At 69.9% G+C, this 22,309-nt stretch carries 20 protein-coding genes and 2 pseudogenes; 16 read left to right on the forward strand and 6 right to left on the reverse strand.

Going from position 1 to position 22,309, the window contains the following annotated elements; genetic code table 11:
• Positions 1-577 precede the first annotated feature (577 nt).
• The 4 genes and pseudogenes from ABZW96_RS20465 to kstR form a co-directional block, all read right to left on the reverse strand.
• Positions 578-1,435: pseudogene (locus ABZW96_RS20465) on the reverse strand (ATP-binding cassette domain-containing protein); the annotation flags it as partial.
• Positions 1,436-1,439: 4 nt separating this feature from the next.
• Positions 1,440-2,321: a zinc ABC transporter substrate-binding protein gene (locus ABZW96_RS20470; protein ID WP_355076745.1), complete on the reverse strand. Its 882-nt coding sequence runs from the start codon at positions 2,319-2,321 to the stop codon at positions 1,440-1,442.
• Positions 2,322-2,478: 157 nt separating this feature from the next.
• Positions 2,479-5,052 carry a trehalose-phosphatase gene (gene otsB / locus ABZW96_RS20475; protein ID WP_355076747.1) on the reverse strand — a complete coding sequence of 858 codons (2,574 nt, stop codon included), beginning with the start codon at positions 5,050-5,052 and terminating at the stop codon, positions 2,479-2,481.
• A gap of 256 nt (positions 5,053-5,308) precedes the next feature.
• Positions 5,309-5,959: a cholesterol catabolism transcriptional regulator KstR gene (gene kstR, locus ABZW96_RS20480; protein WP_039794748.1), complete on the reverse strand. Its 651-nt coding sequence runs from the start codon at positions 5,957-5,959 to the stop codon at positions 5,309-5,311.
• A gap of 139 nt (positions 5,960-6,098) precedes the next feature.
• Here kstR and ABZW96_RS20485 point away from each other — a divergent pair, with 139 nt between their 5' ends.
• The 7 genes from ABZW96_RS20485 (at position 6,099) to ABZW96_RS20515 (ending at position 13,567) form a co-directional block, all read left to right on the forward strand.
• Positions 6,099-8,252 carry an acyl-CoA dehydrogenase gene (locus ABZW96_RS20485; RefSeq protein ID WP_355076749.1) on the forward strand — a complete coding sequence of 718 codons (2,154 nt, stop codon included), beginning with the start codon at positions 6,099-6,101 and terminating at the stop codon, positions 8,250-8,252.
• Between the two features lie 25 nt (positions 8,253-8,277).
• Positions 8,278-9,342 (forward strand): acyl-CoA dehydrogenase family protein, encoded by a 1,065-nt coding sequence (locus ABZW96_RS20490; protein WP_355076751.1) that lies wholly within the window; start codon positions 8,278-8,280, stop codon positions 9,340-9,342.
• Positions 9,327-10,487, forward strand: a complete 1,161-nt coding sequence (locus ABZW96_RS20495) for an acyl-CoA dehydrogenase family protein (protein WP_355076753.1) — start codon at positions 9,327-9,329, stop codon at positions 10,485-10,487. Before ABZW96_RS20490 ends, ABZW96_RS20495 begins: the two co-directional genes overlap by 16 nt.
• Positions 10,488-10,505: 18 nt before the next feature.
• A complete protein-coding gene (locus ABZW96_RS20500; protein WP_355076754.1) occupies positions 10,506-11,441 on the forward strand; it encodes an OB-fold domain-containing protein in 936 nt (311 codons plus the stop codon).
• Complete coding sequence (locus ABZW96_RS20505; protein WP_355076756.1) at positions 11,438-11,842, forward strand: MaoC family dehydratase; 405 nt, start codon at positions 11,438-11,440, stop codon at positions 11,840-11,842. Before ABZW96_RS20500 ends, ABZW96_RS20505 begins: the two co-directional genes overlap by 4 nt.
• Entirely contained in the window at positions 11,835-13,013 is a 1,179-nt protein-coding gene (locus tag ABZW96_RS20510) for a lipid-transfer protein (protein WP_355076758.1), read from the forward strand. Before ABZW96_RS20505 ends, ABZW96_RS20510 begins: the two co-directional genes overlap by 8 nt.
• A gap of 95 nt (positions 13,014-13,108) precedes the next feature.
• Positions 13,109-13,567, forward strand: coding sequence for an NUDIX domain-containing protein (locus ABZW96_RS20515; protein ID WP_355076760.1), 459 nt, complete (start codon positions 13,109-13,111; stop codon positions 13,565-13,567).
• Here the strand turns inward: ABZW96_RS20515 and ABZW96_RS20520 are convergent, their stop codons facing one another.
• Complete coding sequence (locus ABZW96_RS20520; RefSeq protein WP_355076762.1) at positions 13,568-14,143, reverse strand: TetR family transcriptional regulator; 576 nt, start codon at positions 14,141-14,143, stop codon at positions 13,568-13,570.
• A gap of 64 nt (positions 14,144-14,207) precedes the next feature.
• Between ABZW96_RS20520 and zapE the strand changes: the two genes are divergently transcribed.
• From zapE to ABZW96_RS20565, 9 genes and pseudogenes are all read left to right on the forward strand, one after another.
• Complete coding sequence (gene zapE, locus ABZW96_RS20525; protein WP_355076763.1) at positions 14,208-15,218, forward strand: cell division protein ZapE; 1,011 nt, start codon at positions 14,208-14,210, stop codon at positions 15,216-15,218.
• Positions 15,219-15,397: 179 nt separating this feature from the next.
• The gene (locus ABZW96_RS20530) at positions 15,398-16,315 is read left to right on the forward strand and encodes a DUF4129 domain-containing protein (RefSeq protein WP_355076764.1); all 918 of its coding nucleotides are present in this window, start codon (positions 15,398-15,400) and stop codon (positions 16,313-16,315) included.
• A gap of 34 nt (positions 16,316-16,349) precedes the next feature.
• A complete protein-coding gene (locus tag ABZW96_RS20535) occupies positions 16,350-16,838 on the forward strand; it encodes a hypothetical protein (RefSeq protein ID WP_355077044.1) in 489 nt (162 codons plus the stop codon).
• Between the two features lie 29 nt (positions 16,839-16,867).
• Positions 16,868-17,830: a MoxR family ATPase gene (locus ABZW96_RS20540; protein WP_355076766.1), complete on the forward strand. Its 963-nt coding sequence runs from the start codon at positions 16,868-16,870 to the stop codon at positions 17,828-17,830.
• Positions 17,827-19,101, forward strand: a complete 1,275-nt coding sequence (locus ABZW96_RS20545; protein ID WP_355076768.1) for a DUF58 domain-containing protein — start codon at positions 17,827-17,829, stop codon at positions 19,099-19,101. Before ABZW96_RS20540 ends, ABZW96_RS20545 begins: the two co-directional genes overlap by 4 nt.
• Positions 19,098-19,559 (forward strand): hypothetical protein, encoded by a 462-nt coding sequence (locus tag ABZW96_RS20550; RefSeq protein WP_355076770.1) that lies wholly within the window; start codon positions 19,098-19,100, stop codon positions 19,557-19,559. Before ABZW96_RS20545 ends, ABZW96_RS20550 begins: the two co-directional genes overlap by 4 nt.
• 4 nt (positions 19,560-19,563) lie before the next feature.
• A pseudogene (locus ABZW96_RS20555) lies at positions 19,564-19,959 on the forward strand (helix-turn-helix domain-containing protein); the annotation flags it as partial.
• Between the two features lie 122 nt (positions 19,960-20,081).
• On the forward strand, positions 20,082-20,651 hold the full coding sequence (locus ABZW96_RS20560) for a CBS domain-containing protein (RefSeq protein ID WP_355077046.1): 570 nt from the start codon (positions 20,082-20,084) through the stop codon (positions 20,649-20,651).
• A gap of 78 nt (positions 20,652-20,729) precedes the next feature.
• Positions 20,730-21,134 (forward strand): hypothetical protein, encoded by a 405-nt coding sequence (locus ABZW96_RS20565; RefSeq protein WP_355076772.1) that lies wholly within the window; start codon positions 20,730-20,732, stop codon positions 21,132-21,134.
• Positions 21,135-21,282: 148 nt separating this feature from the next.
• On the opposite strand, the gene ABZW96_RS20570 is transcribed toward ABZW96_RS20565, so the two are convergent.
• Positions 21,283-22,149, reverse strand: coding sequence for a MaoC/PaaZ C-terminal domain-containing protein (locus ABZW96_RS20570; protein ID WP_355076774.1), 867 nt, complete (start codon positions 22,147-22,149; stop codon positions 21,283-21,285).
• Positions 22,150-22,309 lie beyond the last annotated feature (160 nt).

Genomic DNA, 22,309 nt, shown 5'->3' on the forward strand with positions numbered 1-22,309 from the left:
CGTCGCCCGTTGCCGCGTTGCCGTTCGCCGGGCTGGGCGATGTGTCGACCGCGGATGCCAGGCTGCTCGATGTCGGTTCGGTCATCGGCGCACTGCTCACCGCCGGTTCGTTGGTCTTCGGGTCGATCGGCGTCGAGCCACCACTCGTCACATCGACGGTCGAGGGTGGGTCCGAGTTCGGGCGCACGGCGGTCGTCGGGACTGCCGGTGTTCGTTCGGCCGGAGCGGTGCCGCGGGTCGCCGCGTGGCCGGCTCGTGTGCCGGTTCCCGTGTCGGTCGAGGTAGCGGCGACGCGTGCCTCGTCGGTGGTCGGCGATCGGCCTGAAGTCGGGGCGGCGGTCGTCGGGACTGCCGGTGTTCGTTCGGCCGGGGCGCTGCCGTTGATTGCCGAGCGGCTGGTTCGTGTGCCGGTTTCCGTGTCGGTCGAGGTAGCGGCGACGGCGGCATGCGCTGAGGTCGGTGCTGAGGGGACCGGCTCTTCGACGGATCCCGTGGTCGAGGTGGCGTCATCGTCCGGTGCGGGGCTACCGGCGGAATCGCCGTGGGCGAACTCGTCGCCGGCCGGGCCGTGGCAGTGCCCGCCCGCGGTGCCGAGCGCGTCCATGGTGTCGCCGGTGCCGACGACCACCAGACGCCCGCGTACCCGTAGTACGTCCACCTGGGTGCGGTACAACTCCGACAGCACCGCCGAGGTCATCACCTCTTCCGGCGTCCCGATCCGGAACCTGCCGTCGACCAGGTACAGCACCCGGTCCACCAGGGGCAGGATCGGGTTGATCTCGTGCGTCACGAAGAGCACCGCGGTGTCGTGAGTGCGCCTGCGGCGATCGATGAGCTCGGCGACCAGTCGCTGATTCGCCAGGTCGAGGCTGAGCAACGGTTCGTCGCACAGCAGCACCTTCGGATCGCCGACCAGCGCCTGCGCCACCCGCAGTCGCTGCTGTTCCCCGCCGGACATGGATTCCAGTGGCGCGTGGGCGAATCGCTCTGCGCCCACGTCGGCGATGGCCGCGGCCACCTTTCGCCTGCGTTCGGCGCGGGAGCGCAGCCCGAGCCCCCAGCGATGCCCGTCGACGCCGAGGCCGACGAGATCGACGCCGCGCAACTGCACCCCGGCGTCGATCGTCTTCTGTTGCGGTATGTAGCCGATGTCGTGATTGCCGGTGCGCGCGGGAGAGCCCGCGATCCGAGCCGCGCCCGAACTCAGGCCGACCTGGCCCAACAGCACCTTCAGCAGCGAGGTCTTGCCCGAACCGTTCGGCCCGAGGACCGCGACGAATTCACCCGGCGCGACAGTGAGATCCAGCCCCTCCCAGAGGGTTCGGTCTCCGAACGACAAGCAGGCGGCTTCCAGTCGCACCGCGGCCGATTCGCCGATGGTCGAGCGCCGTTCCACCTCGTCGGCGTGTGCGGTCAGCGCGGCTCCCTTGTTCATCTGCTCAGCCCAGCGCGGCGGCGAGCGCTTGCGCGTTCTTCGTCTGCCACTGAATGTAATCCACGCCGTCGGGCAGGGTCTCGGTCACCTCGACGACGGCGACGCCCGCGCTCCGCGCGGTCGCGCGCAGGTCTTTGGTGATCTTGTCCTCGGTCTGCACGTTGTAGATCAGGGCGCGGACCCGCTTGCCGGTGAGCAGGTCCTGCGTCGCCGCGACGGCCGCGGGGGCCGGGTCGGTCTCCTGCTCGATGGCTTCCTGGAACTCGTGCGGAGTCCGGTCGTCGGCTCCGGTGGCGACCAGGAGATAGTGCGCGAGAGGCTCGGTCTGCAGCACCGGCGTTTTCGGATGCTCGGCGGCGAGTGCGCCGGTGATGGCGGTAACCGCGGCGAGCCGGTTCTTGAACGTCGTCGCGCGCTCGGCGTAGGCCGCGGCCTTGCCCGGATCCAGTTCGCCGAGTTGGGCGGCGATCCGGTCGGCGACCACGTCGACGGTGCGCACGTCGTACCAGACGTGCTCGTTGTCGTCGCTCTGATCGGCCCGCAGGGCGAACGCGTCCACGGTGCGCTTGTTCGTGCCCGCCACCGCCTTCTCGGCGAACCGGTCGTAGCCGCCGCCGTTGTAGACCACGAGGTCGGCATCGCTGAGCGCCGCCGACTCGACCGCGGAGGTCTCGTGCGAGTGCGGGTCGGCGGACGGATCGGTGATCAGCGACCGGACGGCGGCGTCGGGGCCCGCGACGGCGGCGGCGATATCGCCCCAGACGTCGGTGGAGGCGACGACGGTCGGGCGTCCGTCGTCGTTGGAGCCGCCGCAGGCGGTCAGCGTCAGGGCGGAGACGACTCCCACGGCGATACCTGCGCAACTGATGGCGAATCGGGTTCTCACGTGGGGTACTCCTGGCCGTGCTCTAGATCATAATGGAAATCGTTCCCGTTAACTCTAGCAGGGGCCGTCAAGCGTTCGGATGCGACGCCCACCTGGAAACCGAATGCGAAGGGCCCGTGAACGATTCCTCGTTCGCGGGCCCTCGGCTCCTACGTGGTCAGACCAGCGCGGCCTCCACCGGCTGCCCCAGCAGCTGCGCGCAGCGCAACAGGCCCAGATGGCTGTACGCCTGCGGATGGTTGCCGAGCGACCGTTCGGCCACCGGGTCGTATTCCTCGCTGAGCAGCCCGGTCGGGCCCGCCACGTCGACCAGCTGGGCGAACAGCGCCTCGGCGTCGGAGCGCTTGCCGATCAGCAGGTACGCCTCGACCAGCCAGGCCGCGCACAGGTGGAATCCGCCCTCGCCGCCGGGCAGGCCGTCGTCGTGGTGGTAGCGGTATACCGTCGAGCCGCTGCGCAGCTCGGCCTCGGTCGCCACGACCGTCGCCGCGAAGCGCGGGTCGGACGGGTCGATCAGGCCGCTCAGCCCGATGTGCAGCGTCGCAGCGTCCAGGTCGGTGCCGTCGTACGCCGCGGTGTAGGACTGCACCTCGTCGTTCCAGCCCTTGGCCTTCACCTCGTCGGCGATGGTGTCGCGCAGCACCGGCCAGGCCGGATCGGCCTCGCGATCGAACTTCTGCGCCAGGGTGAGCGCCCGGTCGACGGTCAGCCAGCCCATCACCTTCGAGTACACGTGGTGGCGGGGGTTGCCGCGGATCTCCCAGATGCCGTGGTCGGGCTCTTGCCAGCGCCGCTGCACCGCCGAGACCATGGCGCACACCAGCTCCCAGTCGGCGTCGGGCAGCACGTTCGCCGGATCGGTGACGCCGCGCAGCTCCCTGGCGTGCGCCAGGGTGGCGATGAGGTCCACGATCGGACCGAAGACGTCCAGCTGAACCTGCATGTTGGCCGCGTTGCCGACGCGCACCGGGCGGGAGCCGGCGTAGCCGGGTAGCTGGTCGATCGAGGCCTCCGGCGGCAGCGTCTCGCCGTACAGCGTGTACAGCGGGTGCAGCCGCTCGGGGCCGGGCAAGGTCTCCAGCACGCGGTGCACCCAGCCCAGGTAGTCCTCCGCCTCGGCGAGCGAGCCGAGCGAGACCAGCGACTGCGCGGTCAGCGCCGCGTCGCGCAGCCAGCAGTAGCGGTAGTCCCAGTTGCGCACGCCGCCGATGTCCTCGGGCAGCGAGGTGGTGGCGGCCGCGAGGATCGAGCCGGACGGCGCGTGCACCAGGCCGCGCAGGGTCAGCGCGGAGCGCTTCATCAGGTCGGGCTTGAGCGGCGGCAGTGTGAGCGTCCCCGCCCAATCCGACCAGTACCGCTGCGCCTCCCGTCGCCGCTCCGCCTCACTGGCCGGGGCGGGATCGAGATCGGCGGTGCCGCAGCGCAGTTCGAGCACGACCGGCCCCTTGGACGGATCCACGACGGCCCGTGCCGACTCGTGGGTACCGTCCGAGACGATCTCCCACCGCACGCCGGGTGAACGCAGCACGATCGGGTCGTTGGTGCCGTACACCCGCAGCCCGCCCTCCTGCGCCTCGAGGTTCACCGGCACCTGGCCGAACTCCGGGCGGGGGGCGAAGGTGACCACGGCCTTCGCGTCGCCGGTGATCACCCGGGTGAGGTCGGTGCGGGTCGGGGCTACGTCGTGCGGCAGGTAGTCCGTGACTTGCAGTTTGGCCCAACGGGTTTCGACGGTCATCGTGCCGTCGACGTAACGCTGCGACAGCGGCAGGCCCGGCCGCTCCGGCTCGATGGTGAAGTGGCCGCCCTGCGGGCCGCCGAGCAGGTGGGCGAACACCGCGGCCGAATCGGGCTCGGGGTGGCAGAACCAGGTCACCGTGGCGTCCGGGGTGAGCAGCGCGACCGAGCGCGGGCTGGCCAGCATGGTCAGCCGCTCGATGCGCGGCGCGCTCGCGCCCGCCAGCCAGGTCCGGCGCTCCTCCAGCAGGTAGGCCAGCGCGCACGCCACGGCCTCGGTGCTGTCCACCCGGAACTTGGCCAGGCTCTCGCCGTCGCCGACCTTGATGCCGACGTCCGGGCCGGACAGCACGCGGAACGCCTTCTCGTCGGTGACGTCGTCACCGAAGAACACCGCGGCCGAGGCCCCCGCCTGATGCCGAACGGTGTCCAGTGCGGTGCCCTTGTCGGTCTGCACCACGGCCAGTTCGATGACCGCCTTGCCCTCGGTGACCTGCACGCCGAACCAGCACGCCGGACCGAGCCGGACCTGCGACAGCGCGCGATGACCGATCTCCGGGCTGGCGTTGCGCACGTGCAACGCGACACTGGCCGGTTTGATCTCGACGGTGACGCCGGGGTTGTCCGCGGCGACCTGATTCAGGGCCGTCTGCACCTCTTGGAGCAGATGCTTGGCGTCGTTGTCGATCGCGTGCACGAAGCCCACGTCGAATTCCGAGCCGTGGCTGCCGATCAGTTGCACCTCGACCGGAAGGCGGGACAGCGCCGCGAGATCTCGCAGCGCGCGGCCGGAGATCACGGCGGCAGTGGTCCCGGTCAGGCCGGCGAGGGCTCGTAACGCGCTCACCGATTCCCGATGGGGAAAGGCTTTGGTCGGGTCGGACACGATGGGCGCGAGTGTCCCGTCGTAGTCCGATGCGACCAACAGCCGTGGCACGCGCGCGACCGTCGACAGTGCACGGCGAAGTTCCAGTGGCAGATCCTGTGCGCTCACGCATCCAACCTAGTGATCGGAGGAGTTTTTTCAGGGGGCGGGCAAAACAATACTGTGTTGAATTTGCCGCACAGAAGCGCGCCGGTTCGCGTGCGCACGATAACGCACACCTGAACCGGTGTCCGGTAGATCTGCCCAGCTAACGGCAACGGGATCCGAGCGGGTGAGCTTCGTCGCAGCACAACGAGCTATTCGGGCCCGGTGGGGTGACTGGGCGCTGATTCGCTCGCTGTGTGCTGAGAGATCCCGCTAGAGCTTACTGGTTGCGTTCGCCCAGGAGGAGGTCCACGGTCAGTTCCAGTCGTTCGGTCACGTCGGTGGCCGAGGCGCGCCGGGTCAGCCAGGCGACCAGATTCGACAGCCACACGTCGCTGATCACCCGCGCGATGGCCAGCTGGCGTTCGGTGGGCTCGCCGTCGTTCATCGCGCGGGCGAAGACGCGGTCCATCACCTTGCCGACCCGGTCCACCTCGGCGGCGGCCGAGGCGTCGGCGAACATGAACGCGCGGGTCATGGCCTCGGTGAGCAGCGGGTCGCGCTGCATCATCCGAGTGATCTGGGTGAGCAGCAGGTGCATGCGCTCCTGTGGGGACTGCCCGGCAAGCGGCTTGCGTTTGCCCTCGATCTGCTCGAACTCGCGCGACAGCGCCGAGACCAGCAGGTGCACCTTCGACGGGAAGTAGCGGTACAGCGTGCCGACCGCGACATCGGCGCGCTCGGCCACCGCGCGCATCTGCACCGCGTCGTAACCGCCCTTGGACGCGAGCGCCAAGGTCGCGTCCAGGATCCGCTTGCGCCGCTCGCGCTGCGCCGCCGAGCTCAGCTCGTCCTCGCTGAGCGTGGTGACCGTGGCGGCGGGCCGTCCCGCGCTCGGGTCGGCTGGCTGCGATCGGGACGGACTGGCCATTGATGAAAGTCCTTTCCGGAAACGTCGTTTCGTCGGCTGCGTGCGCGGTGTGGCCGCGGCGGTCTCTTGACTTCCGCCCGGCTAGGATATTAGAACATGTTCTAGGTGTGGGAGTCACGCCGGAAAGGCGGTATGGAGTGTGACCATCGCCACCACTGACGAGCATAAAGCCGTTCAGGAGTCGATGCGCGGATGGGCCGCTTCGGTCCGTCCGATTGCAACAATGCGGGCCGGCGCGGCCGACTTCTGGCGCGCCTACTGGCCCGCGCTGGCCGAGATCGGGATCTTCCGGGTCGCGGTGGCCGAGGACGCGGGAGGTGCGGGCGGGTCGGTCTCCGATCTGGCCGTGCTGGTGGAACAGGCGGCGCACGATCTCGTCGGCGGCCCGGTACTCGCGACGGCTCTGGCCAATCTGATCACCGCCGGACAGCTCGACGAGGACCTGCCGTGCGGTGTGGCGCTCGACTTCGTCGTCGGTTCGACGGTGAGCGTACCCGTCGCGAGCGACGGCGTGTTGCTCACGGGTACCTGGGATTCCGTCGTCGGCGCCGCCCCAGGCACCGCCGTGCTGCTGCCGATCGACCAACCGCAAGGACAGCGGTGGTGCCTGGTCGCGCCCGACGCCGAGGGCCTGCGGGTGGAAGCGCTCGCGCCGCTGGATCCGAGCACGCCGCTGGCGCGGGTGCACTGCGCCGACCTGCGCGTGCCCGCCGAACGCGTATTCGTCGCGCCGCACGCGGCAGGGGACCTGCTCGTCGCGCTGGCCACCGCCGAACTGTCCGGCCTCGCGGGCTGGTGCCTCGAGACCGCGGTCGAGTACGCGAAGGTGCGCGAGCAGTTCGGCCGCAAGATCGGTTCGTTCCAAGCGGTCAAGCACATCTGCGCCTGGATGCTGTGCCGCGCCGAACTCATCCGCGCCGCGGCGGCGGACGTCGCGGCGGCCGTGGACGACGGCGGAGCCGAACTGCCGATCGCGGCCGCCATCGCGGCCGCCATCGCCCTGGACGCCGCGGTGGAGACCGCGAAGGACTGTATTCAGGTGCTCGGTGGCATCGGCTTCACCTGGGAGCACGACGCGCACCTGTATCTGCGGCGGGCCACGGCCTTGCGCCAACTGCTCGGCGGTTCGGCGCACTGGCGGGCGCGGGTCACCGAACTGACCCGAAGGGGCCTGCGGCGCACCACCGGGGCCGATCGGGTCTTCGCCGAGGAAGGCGTGGCCGCTGTGGATGGCGACAGCGCGCACGAACTCGCCGCCGAGGTCGCGCGGATCGCGGCGCTGCCAGCCGACCGGCAGCGTGCCGCGCTGGTGGACGCGGGCCTGGTCATGCCGCACTGGCCGCGGCCATACGGACGCGCCGCGGACCCGATGACCGGCCTGGTGATCTCCGAGGAGCTGCGCCGTGCCGGACTCACCGCGCCGGACCTGGCCATCGGCGGCTGGGCGATCCCCACGCTGTTGCAGCACGGGACGCCGGAACAGATCGAGCGCTTCGCCTGGCCCACCTTGCGCGGCGAAGTGGTCTGGTGCCAGCTGTTCAGCGAACCAGAGGCGGGTTCCGACCTGGCGGCGTTGCGCACCACCGCGAAAAAGACCGACGGCGGCTGGGTGCTGCGCGGGCAAAAGGTGTGGACATCGCTGGGCGACAAGGCGAACTGGGCGATCTGCCTGGCGCGCACGGACCCCGACTCGCCCAAACACCGCGGCATCACGTACTTCTTGGTCGATATGCACAGCGCCGGGCTCGAGGTGCGCCCGCTGGTGCAGATCACCGGAGAGGCGCGTTTCAGCGAGGTCTTCCTCGACGATGTGTTCGTGCCGGACGATTGCGTGGTCGGCGCGCTGAACAACGGATGGAAGATCGCCCGCTCCACGCTGTCGACGGAGCGAGTCGCCATGGGTGGCAACGGCATCGGTCCGGTACTCGAAGAGCTGATCGCGAAATCGCCCGCCACCGGCCCCGGCACCGAGCTGGTGAACGACCGGCTCGGTGGATTCGTGGCCGAGGCGATCGCGGGCCTGCTGCTCGAGCAACGCGCCGCGGTGAAGATGCTCGCGGGCGGTGACCCCGGCGCGCAGAGCAGCGTGCGCAAGCTGGTCGGCGTGCGCCACCGCCAAGCGGTAGCGGAATTCGCCGCGGAGGCGGCGGGCCCGCTCGGCGCGCAGGACTCCGAGGTGACCAAGGAGTTCCTGCTCACGCGTTGCCTGTCGATCGCGGGCGGGACCGAGCAGATCCTGCTCACCGTGGCCGCGGAGCGGATTCTGGGGCTGCCTCGTGACGCGGACAGCTAGCCCTACAGCCAATCGGGAGACAAGCGTGGACTTCACCAGGGACGAGGGCCAGGACGCGGTGGCCGAGGTCGTCGTGAGCTTGCTGGAGCGCGAACCGGCGCGCGACATGCGATTGTGGCCGAAGCTGGCCGACTCCGGCCTGCTCGTCGTCGCGTTGCCGGAACGGTTCGGCGGCGATGGGATGGGGCTGCTCGAGGTGTCGGCGCTGCTCACCGAACTGGCCACCGACGCGGTGGCGGTGCCGGCGCTGTCGACGCTGGGGTTGGGCGTGCTGCCGCTGGTGGCCTGCGCGCCGGAGCGCGTGCAGTCGCTCGTGCTGCCGGGGGTCGCCGAGGGCGCGGTGCTCACCGCGGCGCTGAGCGAACCGGGGGCGCCGTTCGTCCGCGAGCCGGAGACCACCGCCGTCGTCAGCGGCGACACGGTGCGCATCACCGGGCACAAGGTGGCGGTGCCGTACGCGGAGGAGGCGAGCTGGCTGCTCGTGCCGACCGACGCCGGTATCGCCGTGGTGGACGCGCAGGCCGTCGGCCTGACCCGCACGCCGACGCCGGTCTCCGGCGGCATTCCCGAGTACACGGTCCGGCTGGACCAGGTGCAGATTCCGGCCGACCAGCTGTGGCCGGTCGGTCTCGCCGATCTGCACCGGCTGGCGCTCGCCTCGATCGGATCGGTGGCCGACGGATTGCTCAAAGGCGCGATCACGCTCACCGCCGAGCATCTGCGCACCCGGCATCAGTTCGGCAGGCCGCTGGCCGAGTTCCAGGCGGTGGCCCAGCAGATCGCGGACCTGTACGTCGTCTCGCGGACCCTGCACGTGGCCGCGGTCTCGGCGAACTGGGCGCTGGCGCAGCCCGACGCGAGCCGGGAGCATCGCGAGCGCACCGACGACGACCTGGAGATCCTCGCCTACACCGTCGCCGCGGAACTGCCCGCGGCCATGCAGAAGTGCCATCACCTGCACGGCGGCCTCGGTGTGGACGTGACCCACCCGATGCATCGCTACTACTCACAAGCCAAGGACATCGCTCGCTGGCTCGGCGGCGCGTCGTTCCGGCTCGACCGATTGGGGGCGAGATGTTCATCGACCTGACCACCGAGCAACGCGGGCTGCGCGACGAATTGCGTGCCTACTTCGCCGATCTCGTGACTCCCGAGGAGGAGGCCGAGATGGCGGTGAACCGGCACGGTGACGCCTATCGCGCCGTGGTGCGCCGGATGGGCCGCGACGGCTGGCTCGGCGTCGGCTGGCCCAAGGAATACGGCGGCCAAGGCTTCGGGCCGGTCGAGCAGCAGATCTTCTTCAACGAGGCGGTCCGGGCCGACGTCCCGCTCCCGCTGGTGACGCTGCTGACCGTCGGACCGACTTTGCAGCAGTTCGGCACCGAGGAACAGAAGCGGCGGTTCTTGCCCGGAATCCTCTCCGGCGACGTCCATTTCGCGATCGGCTACTCCGAGCCGGACGCGGGCACCGACCTCGCCTCGCTGCGCACCTCGGCGGTGCGTGACGAGTCCGGGGACTGGATCGTCAACGGGCAGAAGATCTTCACCACGGGCGCGCACGAGGCCGACTTCGTCTGGCTGGCCTGCCGCACCGGCTCGACCGAGTCGCGCCACCGCGGCATCACGATCCTGATCGTGGACACCACCGACCGCGGCTACTCGTGGACGCCGATCATCACCTGCGACGGCGCTCACCACACCAACGCGACCTATTTCGACAACGTGCGCGTCCCGGCGAACATGCTGGTCGGCGAGGAGAACCGGGGCTGGAAGCTGATCACGACGCAGCTCAACCACGAGCGGGTGAGCCTGGGGCCGTCCGGCAAGATCGAGCAGCTCTACGACCGGGTGCGCGACTGGGCGCAACCGCGCGGCGTGCTCGCCGAACTCGACGTGCGCAGGGCGCTGGGCCGCATCCACGCCATGGTCCGGTTGAACGAACTGCTGAACTGGCAGGTCGCCGCGACTGTGGACGGCGACCAGGCGCAAGTGATCGCCGACGCGTCCGCGACCAAGGTCTACTCCACCGAATCGCTCCAGGAGGCGGGCAGGCTCGCCGAGGAGATCGTCGGCCGCTACGGCGACCCGGCCGACCCGGCCACCGGCGAGCTGCTGACCTGGCTGGACCGCAGGACCAAGCAGAACCTCGTGGTCACCTTCGGCGGTGGCGTCAACGAGGTGATGCGCGAACTGGTCGCCTCGTCCGGTCTGCGGTTGCCGCGAGTACCCCGATAACGAGTGAAGGAGCCGCGCGTGCCGGAAACCACTACTCCGGAAGCGATCGTCGCCGCAGCCGAGGCCATCAAGGCGGCGGGTGCGAGCGCGCCCCGTTTCGGGCGCGATCCGGTGAACCAGCCGATGATCAACAACTGGGTCGAGGCGCTCGGCGACGCCAATCCGATCTATGTCGACGAGGAGGCGGCGCGCGCGGCGGGACATCCAGGCATCGTCGCGCCGCCCGCCATGGCCCAGGTGTGGACCATGTTCGGGCTCAACGGTTCTCGCCCCGCAGACGACCCGATGGGGTCGGCCACGGAACTGCTCGACGCCGCGGGTTACACCTCCGTGGTCGCCACGGATTGTCAGCAGACCTACCACCGCTACCTCGCGGTCGGCGAACAGGTCTCGGTCACCAGCACGCTGTCGGACATCCGCGGCCCGAAGCGCACCGCGCTGGGTGAGGGATGGTTCGTCACCTTCCAGACCACCTGGCGGGTCGGCGACGAGGTGGTCGCCGAGATGCTGTTCCGGCTGCTGAAATTCGCTCCCGGCACCGCCGCGCCGAAAGCCCCGGAGGGCGCGCGGGTCAAGCCGCTGGTCTCCTGGGACACCGAATTCTTCTGGGAAGGAACGAAAGCGGGCGAGCTGCGCATCCAGCGGCTGCCGGACGGCTCGCTGCGGCATCCGCCCATTCCCGCCATCTGGCAGGACAAGTCGAAACCGACCGATTACGTCGTCGCCTCCGGGCGCGGCACCGTGTTCAGTTACGTCGTGCACCACGCGCCGAAGGTGCCGGGGCGGCAGTTGCCGTTCGTGGTGGCGCTGGTCGAACTGGAGGAAGGCGTGCGCATGCTCGGTGAACTGCGCGGCATCGACCCGGCCGAGGTGCGGATCGGTCTGCCGGTCGAGGTGGGCTTCGAGAAGCTCGACGACGAGGCGACACTGCCGGTCTGGCAGGTGGTCTCGTGAGCGCCGCCGTGCGCGTGGGCACGGTGCTGCCCGAGCTGGTGATCGGCGCCGACCCCACGTTCGTGATCAGCACCGCCCTGGCCACCAGAGACTTCCAGGACGTGCACCACGACAGGGACAAGGCCGTCGCCCGCGGCTCGAAGGACATCTTCGTCAACATCCTCACCGACACCGGCTTGGTGCAGCGTTTCGTCACCGACTGGGCGGGCCCGCGCGCCGTCGTCAAGTCGATCGCGCTGCGCCTCGGCGTGCCGCTGTACGCCGGGGACACGCTGACGCTGACCGGCACGGTGACCGCGCTGGAGGGCGACGACATACACATCGACGTGGTCGGCAAGGACAGCCTCGGCGACCACATCACGGCTACGGCCGTCATCGCGTTGCGGAGGGCCGATGTCTGAGCAGAAGATTTCCGGCCGTGCGGCCATCGTCGGCATCGGCGCCACGGATTTCTCCAAGGACTCCGGACGCAGCGAACTGCGCCTGGCCGCCGAGGCGGTCACCGCCGCACTGGCCGACGCGGGCCTGACGCCCGCCGACGTGGACGGCCTGACCACGTTCACCATGGACACCAACACCCAGGCCGCTGTGGCCAGGGCGGTCGGCATTCCGCAGCTGAAGTTCTTCAGCCACATCGGCTACGGCGGCGGCGCGGCCTGCGCCACCATTCAGCAGGCCGCCATGGCGGTGGCCACCGGCGTCGCGGACGTCGTGGTGGCCTACCGCGCGTTCAACGAGCGGTCGGTGTCGCGGTTCGGGCAGTTCTCCACGGCGCTGGCCACCGCGCCCACCTCGTCGGGCATCGACGCGGGCTGGTCCTACCCGCAAGGACTGGGCACCCCGGCCGCGCAGGTCGCGATGGTCGCCCGGCGCTATATGCACGTCTACGGGGCCACCAGCGAGGACTTCGGCCGCGTGGCCGTCGCCGACCGCAAGCATGCCGCGGTGAACCCCGCGGCCTTCTTCTACGGCAAGCCGATCACGCTGGCGGATCATCAGAATTCCCGCTGGATCGCCGAGCCGCTGCACCTGCTGGATTGCTGCCAGGAGTCCGACGGCGGCGTCGCGATCGTGGTCACCAGCGTCGAGCGGGCTCGCGACCTGCCGCAGCGGCCCGCCGTCATCGCCGCGGCCGCCCAGGGTTCCGGCGCCGACCAGTACGTGATGACCAGCTACTACCGCGACGCCATGACCGGCCTGCCGGAGATGGGCCTGGTCGGTGAGCAGCTGTGGGCGCAGAGCGGGTTGCGTCCGGAGGACATGCAGGCCGCCATCCTGTACGACCACTTCACCCCGTTCGTCCTCATGCAACTGGAGGAACTCGGGTTCTGCGGCCGGGGCGAGGCGAAGGAGTTCATCGCCGACGGCGCCATCGAGGTCGGCGGACGCCTGCCCCTCAACACGCACGGCGGCCAGCTCGGCGAGGCGTACATCCACGGCATGAACGGCATCGCCGAGGCGGTGCGCCAGATCCGCGGCGTCTCGGTCAACCCGGTCGCCGACCTGACCAACATCCTGGTCACCGCGGGCACCGGCGTGCCGACCTCCGGCCTCGTCCTCAGTGCGGACTGATCAGGTCGGCCGCGCCTGCCTGCTTCAGCACTCCGGCACCCGTCATGGTGGGTCCGGAGTGCTGACGGGTGTGCGAACCGCCGCCGGTGCGGGGGGTGGCGCGTAGCTTGGGGCAAGTGGTGGCCAGGCATTTGGTGGATGTGCATGTGTTGCTGCTGCGCGGCGCGGAATTATTGCTGAGCAGGCGGCGCAGCGCGGACGAGTTCGACGGGCTGTGGCACCTGCCCGCCGGAAAGCTCGAGGTGGGGGAGTCGGTGCTCGCCGCGGTGGTCCGCGAAGCGCACGAAGAGGTCGGCGTGGTGATCGATCCGGCGGATCTGCGGCACGTCCATTCCGCGCACGTCGTCGAGTCCGAACGGGAAGCCCGGGTCGGGTTGTTCTTCGAGACGCGCCGCTGGTCGGGCGAGCCGGTCAACCGCGAGCCGGACAAGTCCTACGAGCTGCGGTGGTTCTCGCTCGCGAACCTTCCGGAAACCCTCATTCCGTATCCGGCCGCCGGTATCCACGGCTACCTCACCGGCGTGACCTACAGCCAGCGGGGCTGGCCCAGCTGATCACACGCGCAGCAAGTGCGCGGCGAGAACGCGGGCGAGCTGCTGGACGCTCTCCGGCGTGTCCGGGCGCAGGGCGGTGCGATTGCCCGCGAAGCGGTCGAAGACGGCTCCCTCGATGACGGCGACGAAATCCGCGGCCCGGATATCCGGATCGGGCGCGCCCATGGCGCGGAACAGGTCGCGGGCGCGGTCGACGGAGAACAGGCTGCGCACCAGCCGGGGATGCAGGTCGGGATCGTCCAGCAGATCGATCAGCAGAGCGTGCCGTGCGATCAGGTGACCGCGCCGTTGCGCGAGTAGCCGGTCCAGCCAGGCCGCGATGGCTTCCGCGACCGGTTGCCGGTCGGCGGTCGGCGTCAACGCGGCAGCGGCGAAATCGTCGCGGGTGCGGGTGGTGATCCGCTCCACGATGGCCTCGATGAGGGCGCGTTTGGTGCGGAAGTAGTAGGAAGCCGAACCGGCGGGCAGGCCCAGTTCCGTGTCCAGCGCGCGGTGGGTGAGCGCGCGCAGGCCGCGTGCCGCGATCACTTCGATGGCCGTGTCGACGAGGAGCGCACGCCGGTCGCCTGTGGACATGATCACCCTTCCTGGCCGCCGCGCGGCCTCGTCCTCTACAAATGTAGAGGACTTTGGAGGTGCCGTGGAACTACGGTGGGATGCCGAGCAGGCGCGGGCGGCGGCGCGGTTGCGCGAGTTGGTCGATCGGCGCGGCAGGCCGAGCCGACGGAGCCGTGGCGTCTACGTCCACGGCAGGCCCGGGCGCGGCAAGACCATGCTCATGGACCGGTTCTTCGCCGAGGTGGCATCGGAACGCAAGCGGCGCTACCACTTTCACCAGTTCTTCGCGAGCCTGCACGCCGCGGCGCACGCGTCCGGCTCGATCGATGCCGCGGTGGACGCGCTGCTCGGCGACGCCCTGCTGGTCTGCTTCGACGAATTCCACGTCCACGACATCGGCGACGCGATGCTGTTCGCCCGGCTGCTCGACGCGCTGTTCGCCCGCCGCGTCGCGCTGGTGGTGACGTCGAACTATCCGCCCGCCGAGCTGCTGCCGAATCCGTTGTTCCACGACCGGTTCGTGCCGACGATCGAGCGAATTCTCGCGAACATGGACGTGGTCGCCGTCGACGGCGCGATCGACTATCGGACCCTCGGTGCCCGGGGCGCCGGTACCGGATTCGCGGCCGGGCGATACGTCGTGGCGCCCCGATGGCACATGACCGTGGAAGCGTTGTCGGCTTCGTCCTCCCGCAATAATGATGCGGCACAACAGGAAATCGAATCGATCGTCGAGATATCCCTCGGTGCCAGAAGTTTGCGGGCGATTGCGACGGACGGAGGCGCACTCGTCATCGACTTCGCCGCATTGTGCGGGACCCCAACTTCCGCGGCGGATTATGTTGCGCTGGCACAACGTTTTCCGCGCTGGGAAATCCGGGATGTACCACCGCTGCGCACAGTTCCGCCCGACTGGACGATGCGTTTCGTGAACGTCGTCGACGTGCTCTACGACGCCGATCGTGCACTCACCGTCATCGCGTCCGCAGCGCTCGGCGAGCTGGTGCGGGAGGTGCGGGAAGTGCCGGATATCTCACGTTTGACGAGTCGGCTTTGTGCATTGTCCCAATCCTCGGCCGAAATCGTCCGGTAGGCACCGTCGCGATGGCCGACCCGCCGCCTCCCCGCACAGTTGCGGTTTAGGAGGAAGGACTGCGAAGTATTCCATTCCATCCCGAGCGGACCGCCCGGCATGTAACTATGTGGCTGTTTTGTGGAGTACTCAGATTTGGTGGTAACGCAGTGGCCAGGGCGCGAGCGCCGATATCGCGCGTGATCGTGCTGATCACGCTGCTGGCTTTTGCCGCCATCGCATTGCACGGATACATCCCAGGAATCACGGAGAGCGAGTCGCGCAGGCAAGTCCCGTCCGCGTTGTCGGTCGCTCTGATGCCCGTGTTGCTGACCGTATCGATCGTCATCCTGCTGGCGGGCGTCATCGCCAGCCAGCACCGATTGCCGCTGGCCATGCCGGAGCCCGAACGCGCGGACGAGCGCAAGCAGTGGCGGTTGGGGCGCGTGGGCCTGGCAGTGCTCGGTGCGCTCGCGCTGCTCGGCGTGCTGTTCGCGGCTGTGACGGCGATCTACTTCATCGGCGCGGGCAGGCCGAGCGAACCCGCGCGCCCGGCGACCCCCGCCACCACCACGGGCGCCGCGCCGGAGCAGGGGACCCCGCCGCCCGCCGAACGCGAGCCCAGGTCGGCGGAGTTGACCGGAACGGCGCTGGTGCTGGCCGGAATCGCGGCCGCGGGCCTGGTGACGGTGGCGATGAGCGGTTTGGTCGTGGTCGCGGTGTCGTCCCGGCGCAAGCCCGTCCCGGCGCAGGCGCCCGGGGTCGCGCCGACGCCCACCGTGGCCGACTCGCTGGCCCGCGCGGCCGAGCTGGGCTTGGCCGCGATGAACGCCCCGGGCCAGGACCCGCGCACCGCGATCATCGCCTGCTACGTCGCGATGGAGCGCGGCCTCGCCTCCGACCGCGCCGCCGCTCCGCTCGCCTCGGACACCCCGATGGAAGTGCTGGCCCGCGCGTTCGAACGCGGCGCGCTGCACGACGCGTCCGCCCGCGAACTGGTCGCCTTGTTCGAGGAGGCCAGGTTCAGCCCGCACGCCATGCTCGAATGGCAGCGCATGCGAGCCGAGCAACTGCTGCGCATCGTGCTCGCCGATCTGCAAGGGGAGGTGCCCGCGTGACCGGCCGGGTGAGAAAGGACATCGCGTGAATCGGATGGGGGTGGTGATCACCGGGGTGATCGTCATCGCGGTGATCGAGCTGGTCGCCGTCGAGCGCGCCCGCGGACTGCTGCTGATCGTCGCGGGCATCCCGGTCGCTGTGGCGCTGGGCTGGCTGATCTGGTCGCTGCTCGAACGCGCCGAGGCCGGGGACGCCGACGAGTTCGACGACATGGAGAACGGCCCGGCCGAGATGTTGCAGCGCTGGCACGCCAGGGCGGAGATGCTCGCCGACCGGGCGGACGGCAGTCGTGCCGATTGGGACCGGCACCTGCGTCCTCTGCTGGCCAAGGAGTTCGAGCTGTCCAGCGGCCAGCGGGTGGCGAAGAACCGCAGAGCGGTCGAGGCGGCGGGTGTCCACCAGTTCGGGCCGGAACTGTGGCGCTGGGTGGACCCGGCCAATTCGGCCCTTCGTGATCAAGCCGGCAGGGCACCGGGACGTGCGGCGCTGGACGAGATCCTGAGCCGCCTGCAGAGAATGTGAAATGGGTTGAGGCAAGTGCGGGTACACACATGACCATGCCGATGGACATGACCATCCAGCGCAGCGAGGCCGTGCTCCGGGAGTTGTCCCGGGTCGTGGTCGGCAAGCAGGACGAGTTGCAGTTGATCATGATCGCGGTGCTGTCCGGTGGGCATGTGCTGATCGAGGACTTACCCGGTCTCGGCAAGACGCTCATCGCGAGATCGTTCGCGGCCGCGCTCGGGTTGCAGTTCACCCGGGTGCAGTTCACCCCGGACCTGCTGCCCGCGGATCTGCTCGGTTCGACGATCTACGACATGTCCTCGGGCCGGTTCACCTTCCGTCGCGGGCCGGTGTTCACCAACGTGCTGCTGGCCGACGAGGTGAACCGCACACCGCCGAAGACACAGGCCGCGCTGCTGGAGGCGATGGCCGAGGGACAGGTCAGCATCGACGGCGAGACGTTCCTGCTGCCGCAACCGTTCATCGTGCTGGCCACCGACAACCCGATCGAGTACGAGGGCACCTACCCGCTGCCGGAAGCGCAGCTCGACCGCTTCGCCATCCAGCTGCGGTTGGGCTACCTGTCCGAGCACGACGAGACGCAGATGATCCGCCGCAGACTGGAGCGCGGGGCGCAGGTGCCGCAGGTCAACCAGGTCGTCGACGCCAACGGTTTGCTGGAGATGCGGCAATCCGTCGAGTACGTGACCGTGCACCCCGACGTGGTGAGCTATGTCGTCGCGCTGGCGTCGGCGACCCGAGGGCACCCTCAGGTCGAGGTCGGCGCCAGCCCTCGCGCGGAACTGGACCTGGTGCAGATGTCCCGGGCGCGGGCTCTGCTGCTCGGCCGCGACTACGTGATTCCCGAAGACGTCAAGGCGCTGGCGATCCCGGCCATGGCGCACCGGATCACGCTGCGGCCGGAGATGTGGGTGCGCCGCATCCGCGGCGAGGACGTGATCACCGAACTGCTGCGCCGTCTGCCGGTACCGCGCGCCACCGTGACATGAGGCACCGCGACGCCAGTTCCGCGGTCGACGCCGAATTGCGGTGGCGACCCGCACCGCTGGTCTTCATGCTCGCGGGGTGCGCCGCCGCGGCCCTGGTGCTCGCGGTGGTCCTCGGCCGGTGGCAACTGCTCGTGTTCGCCGCGCCGCTGCTCGGCGTGCTGGCAACCGCGCCGTGGCAGCAGTCCTCGACCAGGATCCAGGTCGACGGCGGCGGCACGCTGCGCTGTTTCGAGACCGAGGAGGTGACGCTGACCGTCGCCGCCTTCGTGGAGAAAGGGCATGCGCTGCTGCGCTTGAAGCCGGAGCGTTCGGCCGGCTTGGAGATCCAGATCGAGGAGGCCGGCGATTCCGGAATCGCGCCCGCCGGGTTGCGGCTCGCGCTCTCGGCGGCCAGGTGGGGGCGCTACCCGATGTCGGTGCGGGTCTCGGCGCTGAGCCCCGCCGGGCTCGCAGTCGCCACCGCGGTGCTGCCCGCGGGGCAGCTGTTCGTGTACCCGATCACCGATCCGCAGCGAATGCGGTTGCCGCGCACCGAACTTCCCGAGCGGCTCGGCACCCACCTGACCCGCAGGCACGGTCCCGGCGTCGAGTACGCGGACATCCGCGCCTACGCCCCCGGCGACCAGTTGCGCATCGTGAACTGGCCGGTGAGCGCGCGGCGCGGGCGGCTGTACGTCACCGAGCGGCTGACCAATCGTTCCGCGGATGTCGTTGTGCTGGTGGACACCTCGCAGCAAGCGCCGGGACCGGCGACCGATTCGCTGGAGCTGTCGGTGCGCGGCGCGGCGCAGGTGGTGCAGTCGACCTTGCAGGCGGGCGACCGGACCGCGGTGGTCTGCTTGGGCCAGGCGCCGCGCTGGCTGCGGCCGGACATCGGGCGGCGCCAGTTCTACCGCATCGTGGACACCGTGCTCGACGTGGGCGACGAACACATCCCGACCACCGGCACCCTCGCGCCGCACTCCGCCGTGCCGCTCGGCGCGATCGTGGTGGCCTTCTCCACCCTGCTGGACACACAGTTCGCGCTCGCGCTGATCGATCTGCGCAAGCGCGGGCACGTGGTGGTCGTGGTGGACGTCCTGCGCGGCACGCCGTTCCGTGAGGACCTCGACCCGATCCTGGCCAAGATGTGGCAGCTCGAGCGCGCGGCGATGTACCGGGACATGGGCACCGTCGGCGTCGACATCGTCGCGTGGCCGGAAGACGCGCGCCTGGACCAGATCATGCGGGTGCTGCCGGAGCACCGCAGGACCGTACGGGTGCGCCGATGACCAGATTCCTCGCCGTTCTCTCCGGGGTGCTGCTGGTGGCGTCGGTGGCGCTGCTTGAGCCGTGGATCGGCATTCCCGCCCTGGTCTTCGTCGCGCTCGGCTGGTGGCTGCGGCCGCTGGCGGTCTGCGCGGTGCTGCTCACGCTCGCCGTGCTCGCGGTCGCCGACGCGGGTGTGCTCGCTTCCGCGGCGACGGGTCTGGTGGCCACGACCTATCTGCTCAACGCCGCCACGGTGACCGCGCCGCACGGCGTGGTGCCGACCACGATCCCGTCCGTGACCGGTGCGGTCGGCTTCACGGCGGTCGCCGTCGTCGCCGCTCTCGTCCCGCTGCGCTTGGCTTGGGCGCCGCTGGCCGCGCCGGTGCTCGTGCTGCTTTTGTACGCGCTGGTGATCCAGGGCGCCGCGGCCCGGCGCGGGCGCGGCGATCGCGAACTTCCGGCGACGGGCGAAGCCTGACACGGAATTGGCGTCGGCGCGCCGAGAAGCCGACGAGTGCCTGGCGCTGCACGAGGCCCGGCCCGCGGCGGCCGAGCCTCCCGCCTACGACGAGTCGTGGGACGAGATCCTGCTACAGCGATTGCGCACCGCAGGACTTTCCGGACGCACCCCGGCGCGGGGACCGGTGTCGGAATTACGGCGCCACGACCGCGCGCACTCCACCCAGTACGTGGCTACGCTGCGCGCTTGGTTACAGGCGCAGGGCGACTCGGCCCAGGCGAGCGCGCAGCTCGGCGTGCACGAGAACACCGTCCGCAACCGGCTGCGCAAGATGGCGGAGGTGACCGATCTCGGCTTGGACGATCCGCGCAAACGTCTCGCCATGATGATCGAACTCGCCGTCGCCGACACCGACTGACCCGGCCCGCTGTGCCGTCGCCACAAATCTCCGCCCTCCGATTGTCCGATCAGCGCAATCGATCGCCTCGCCGCCACGCCACCATGGGGTTGAGCCGGAAAGGAGGTATCGGAGTGAGGAACATGCAGGTACGTGAGGTGATGCGGAGGCCGGTCACCACCGTTCGGCGCGAGGATGCGGCGCGCGATGCGGCGCTGATGCTCGCCGAACTGCGGTACGCGGCGCTGCCCGTGCTCGACGGGGACGACCGCCTCATCGGAATGCTCACCAGCGGTGACCTCTTGCGGTCCGGAGAACTCGACGACGCTGTCGGCGCGGTGATGACCACGCCGGCGGTCGCCCTGCCCCAGACCGCGGCACTGGCCGAGGGTATGAGCAGGCTGGTGACTCACGGACTACGCAGTCTGCCGGTCGTCGACGCCGAGGACCGCGTGGTCGGCATGTTCAGCCGCGGCGACGCGCTGCGGCTCATGCTCACCCCGGACGACGCGCTCGCGGCCGATGCGCAGCGCCTGCTCGATCAATACCGCGGCGCGCGGCGCTGGCAGGTCACCGTCGACGACGGCGACGCCACCGTCTACGGCCGGTTCGCCGACGAATCCGAACGACGCATCGCCGTCGCCTTGACCCGCACCGTGCCCGGCATCCGCACCGCGAGCATCGCGCTCACACCCGCCGCGGCCGAGCATTGACCACCAACCAGCCCTGGAGTCGACGATGACCCACGCACACCCCGTTTCACGCGCAAGCCCCTCAGCGAACAGCTACCCGTGCTGCGCGCCGCCCTGTTGCAGCAACGCCGCTTCCGCCTGCAACAGCTGGCCGAACTCGAGGCCGCGATCGCCCGCGCAGGTGAACCCGCCGACCCGGCTGACGCGGCCAGACGCGAGGTCGACAGCAAACTGGCCGCGGCAGCACGGCAAGCGCTGGCGGACATCGAGGCAGCTCTCATGCTCATCTCCACCGGACGTTACGGCCGCTGCCGCCGCTGTGACGCCGAGATCTCGGTTCGCCTGCTGCGCACGATTCCCACTACCCAGTGGTGCTTGCGGTGCCGTCGGCATCTCCCTTCCGTCGACGGATCCCGCGTGATACGCGGACAGCGGCCGGGCCAACCCTCCCCAGCGCCGCGACGCGACCTGCCGACGAAACGTGAGACGCTTGCGTGCCGTTGACCGCCGATGCCCTTCGTCCGGCATCCGCACCGGCGCGGGGCGGGAGTCGTCCGCACTGGCGCCCTCAGGCGCCACCTCCGCCGTTCGTGCGAGTGCTGTCGGACGCGCACCTGCCTGTGCCGCTCGGGTGAAGCTGTGTAGTGATTCCTCAGGCGGGCCGGAATCGCAGTTCGACATCCCCAAGGACCGGCGCGTCGTCGCGTTCGACCACGGTTGCGGCGATGACGAGTCGGTCGTCCTCGCGCCAGATCCGGGTGCGGATCGTCTCGCCCGGGTAGAGCACCCCGGCGAACCGGGCGCGGAAACCGGTGACGCGGCTCGCGTCGGAGTCGAGCACGATGTCGGTCGCGGTCTTGCAGACGATGCCGTAGGTGCACAACCCGTGCAGGATGGGCGCGGGAAACCCGGCGGCGCGGGCGAATTCGGGGTCGGAGTGCAGCGGGTTGCGGTCGCCGGACATCCGGTAGAGCAGCGCCTGCTGCGGCAGCGTCGGCGTGGTGACGTCGAAATCGGGGGCGCGATCGGGCAATTCGGTCTTGGTACTCGGTCCGCGCTCGCCGCCGAAGCCGCCCTCGCCTTTGGCGAAGATCGAGGAGCGCTCGGTCCACAGCGGCGCTCCGTCGGAGCCGGTGACGGTGTGCTCCTGCACGATGACCGCGGCCGAGCCTTTGTCCCAGATCTCGGCGATCCGGCTGACCTTGGTCGCCTTGCCCGCGGCCGGGATCGGCCGGTGCACCTCGACCTCCTGATGACCGTGCACCACCTTCGCCAGATCGATCTCGACGCCGGGGAAGCTCACCCTGGGCGGCTCGGTCTCGTGCACGGTGGCCGCGACGGTGGCGAAGGTCGGCAGCACCTGGGGTTCCCGATCGTCGAGATAGCGCAACTCGGCAGGCTCGGTCCAGCGCGTGCCGGCGCCGAGGCCCAGTTGGTAGAGCTGCACGTCCGACGGGGTCCAGGCGAACTCCCGGCTCGGCAGCTCCGCGCCGAGCGCGATCTTCGGGTCGATGGGCATCAGTTCTCCTTGTGCATGAATGTGGATCGATCCGGATCTACCGCGCCGCGCCCGAGGCCGCGCCGGAAATAGATGCGCCTTCGGTTCGATCCTGATCGGCGCGGCCGCGGCTCGCCAGTGCGCCGTCCGGTCGGTGGGATGGGCGAGTCGCGGCATAGCT

Origin of the sequence: Nocardia sp. NPDC004168 (assembly GCF_040610355.1) — a bacterium.
GTDB classification, from domain to species: Bacteria; Actinomycetota; Actinomycetes; order Mycobacteriales; family Mycobacteriaceae; genus Nocardia; species Nocardia sichangensis.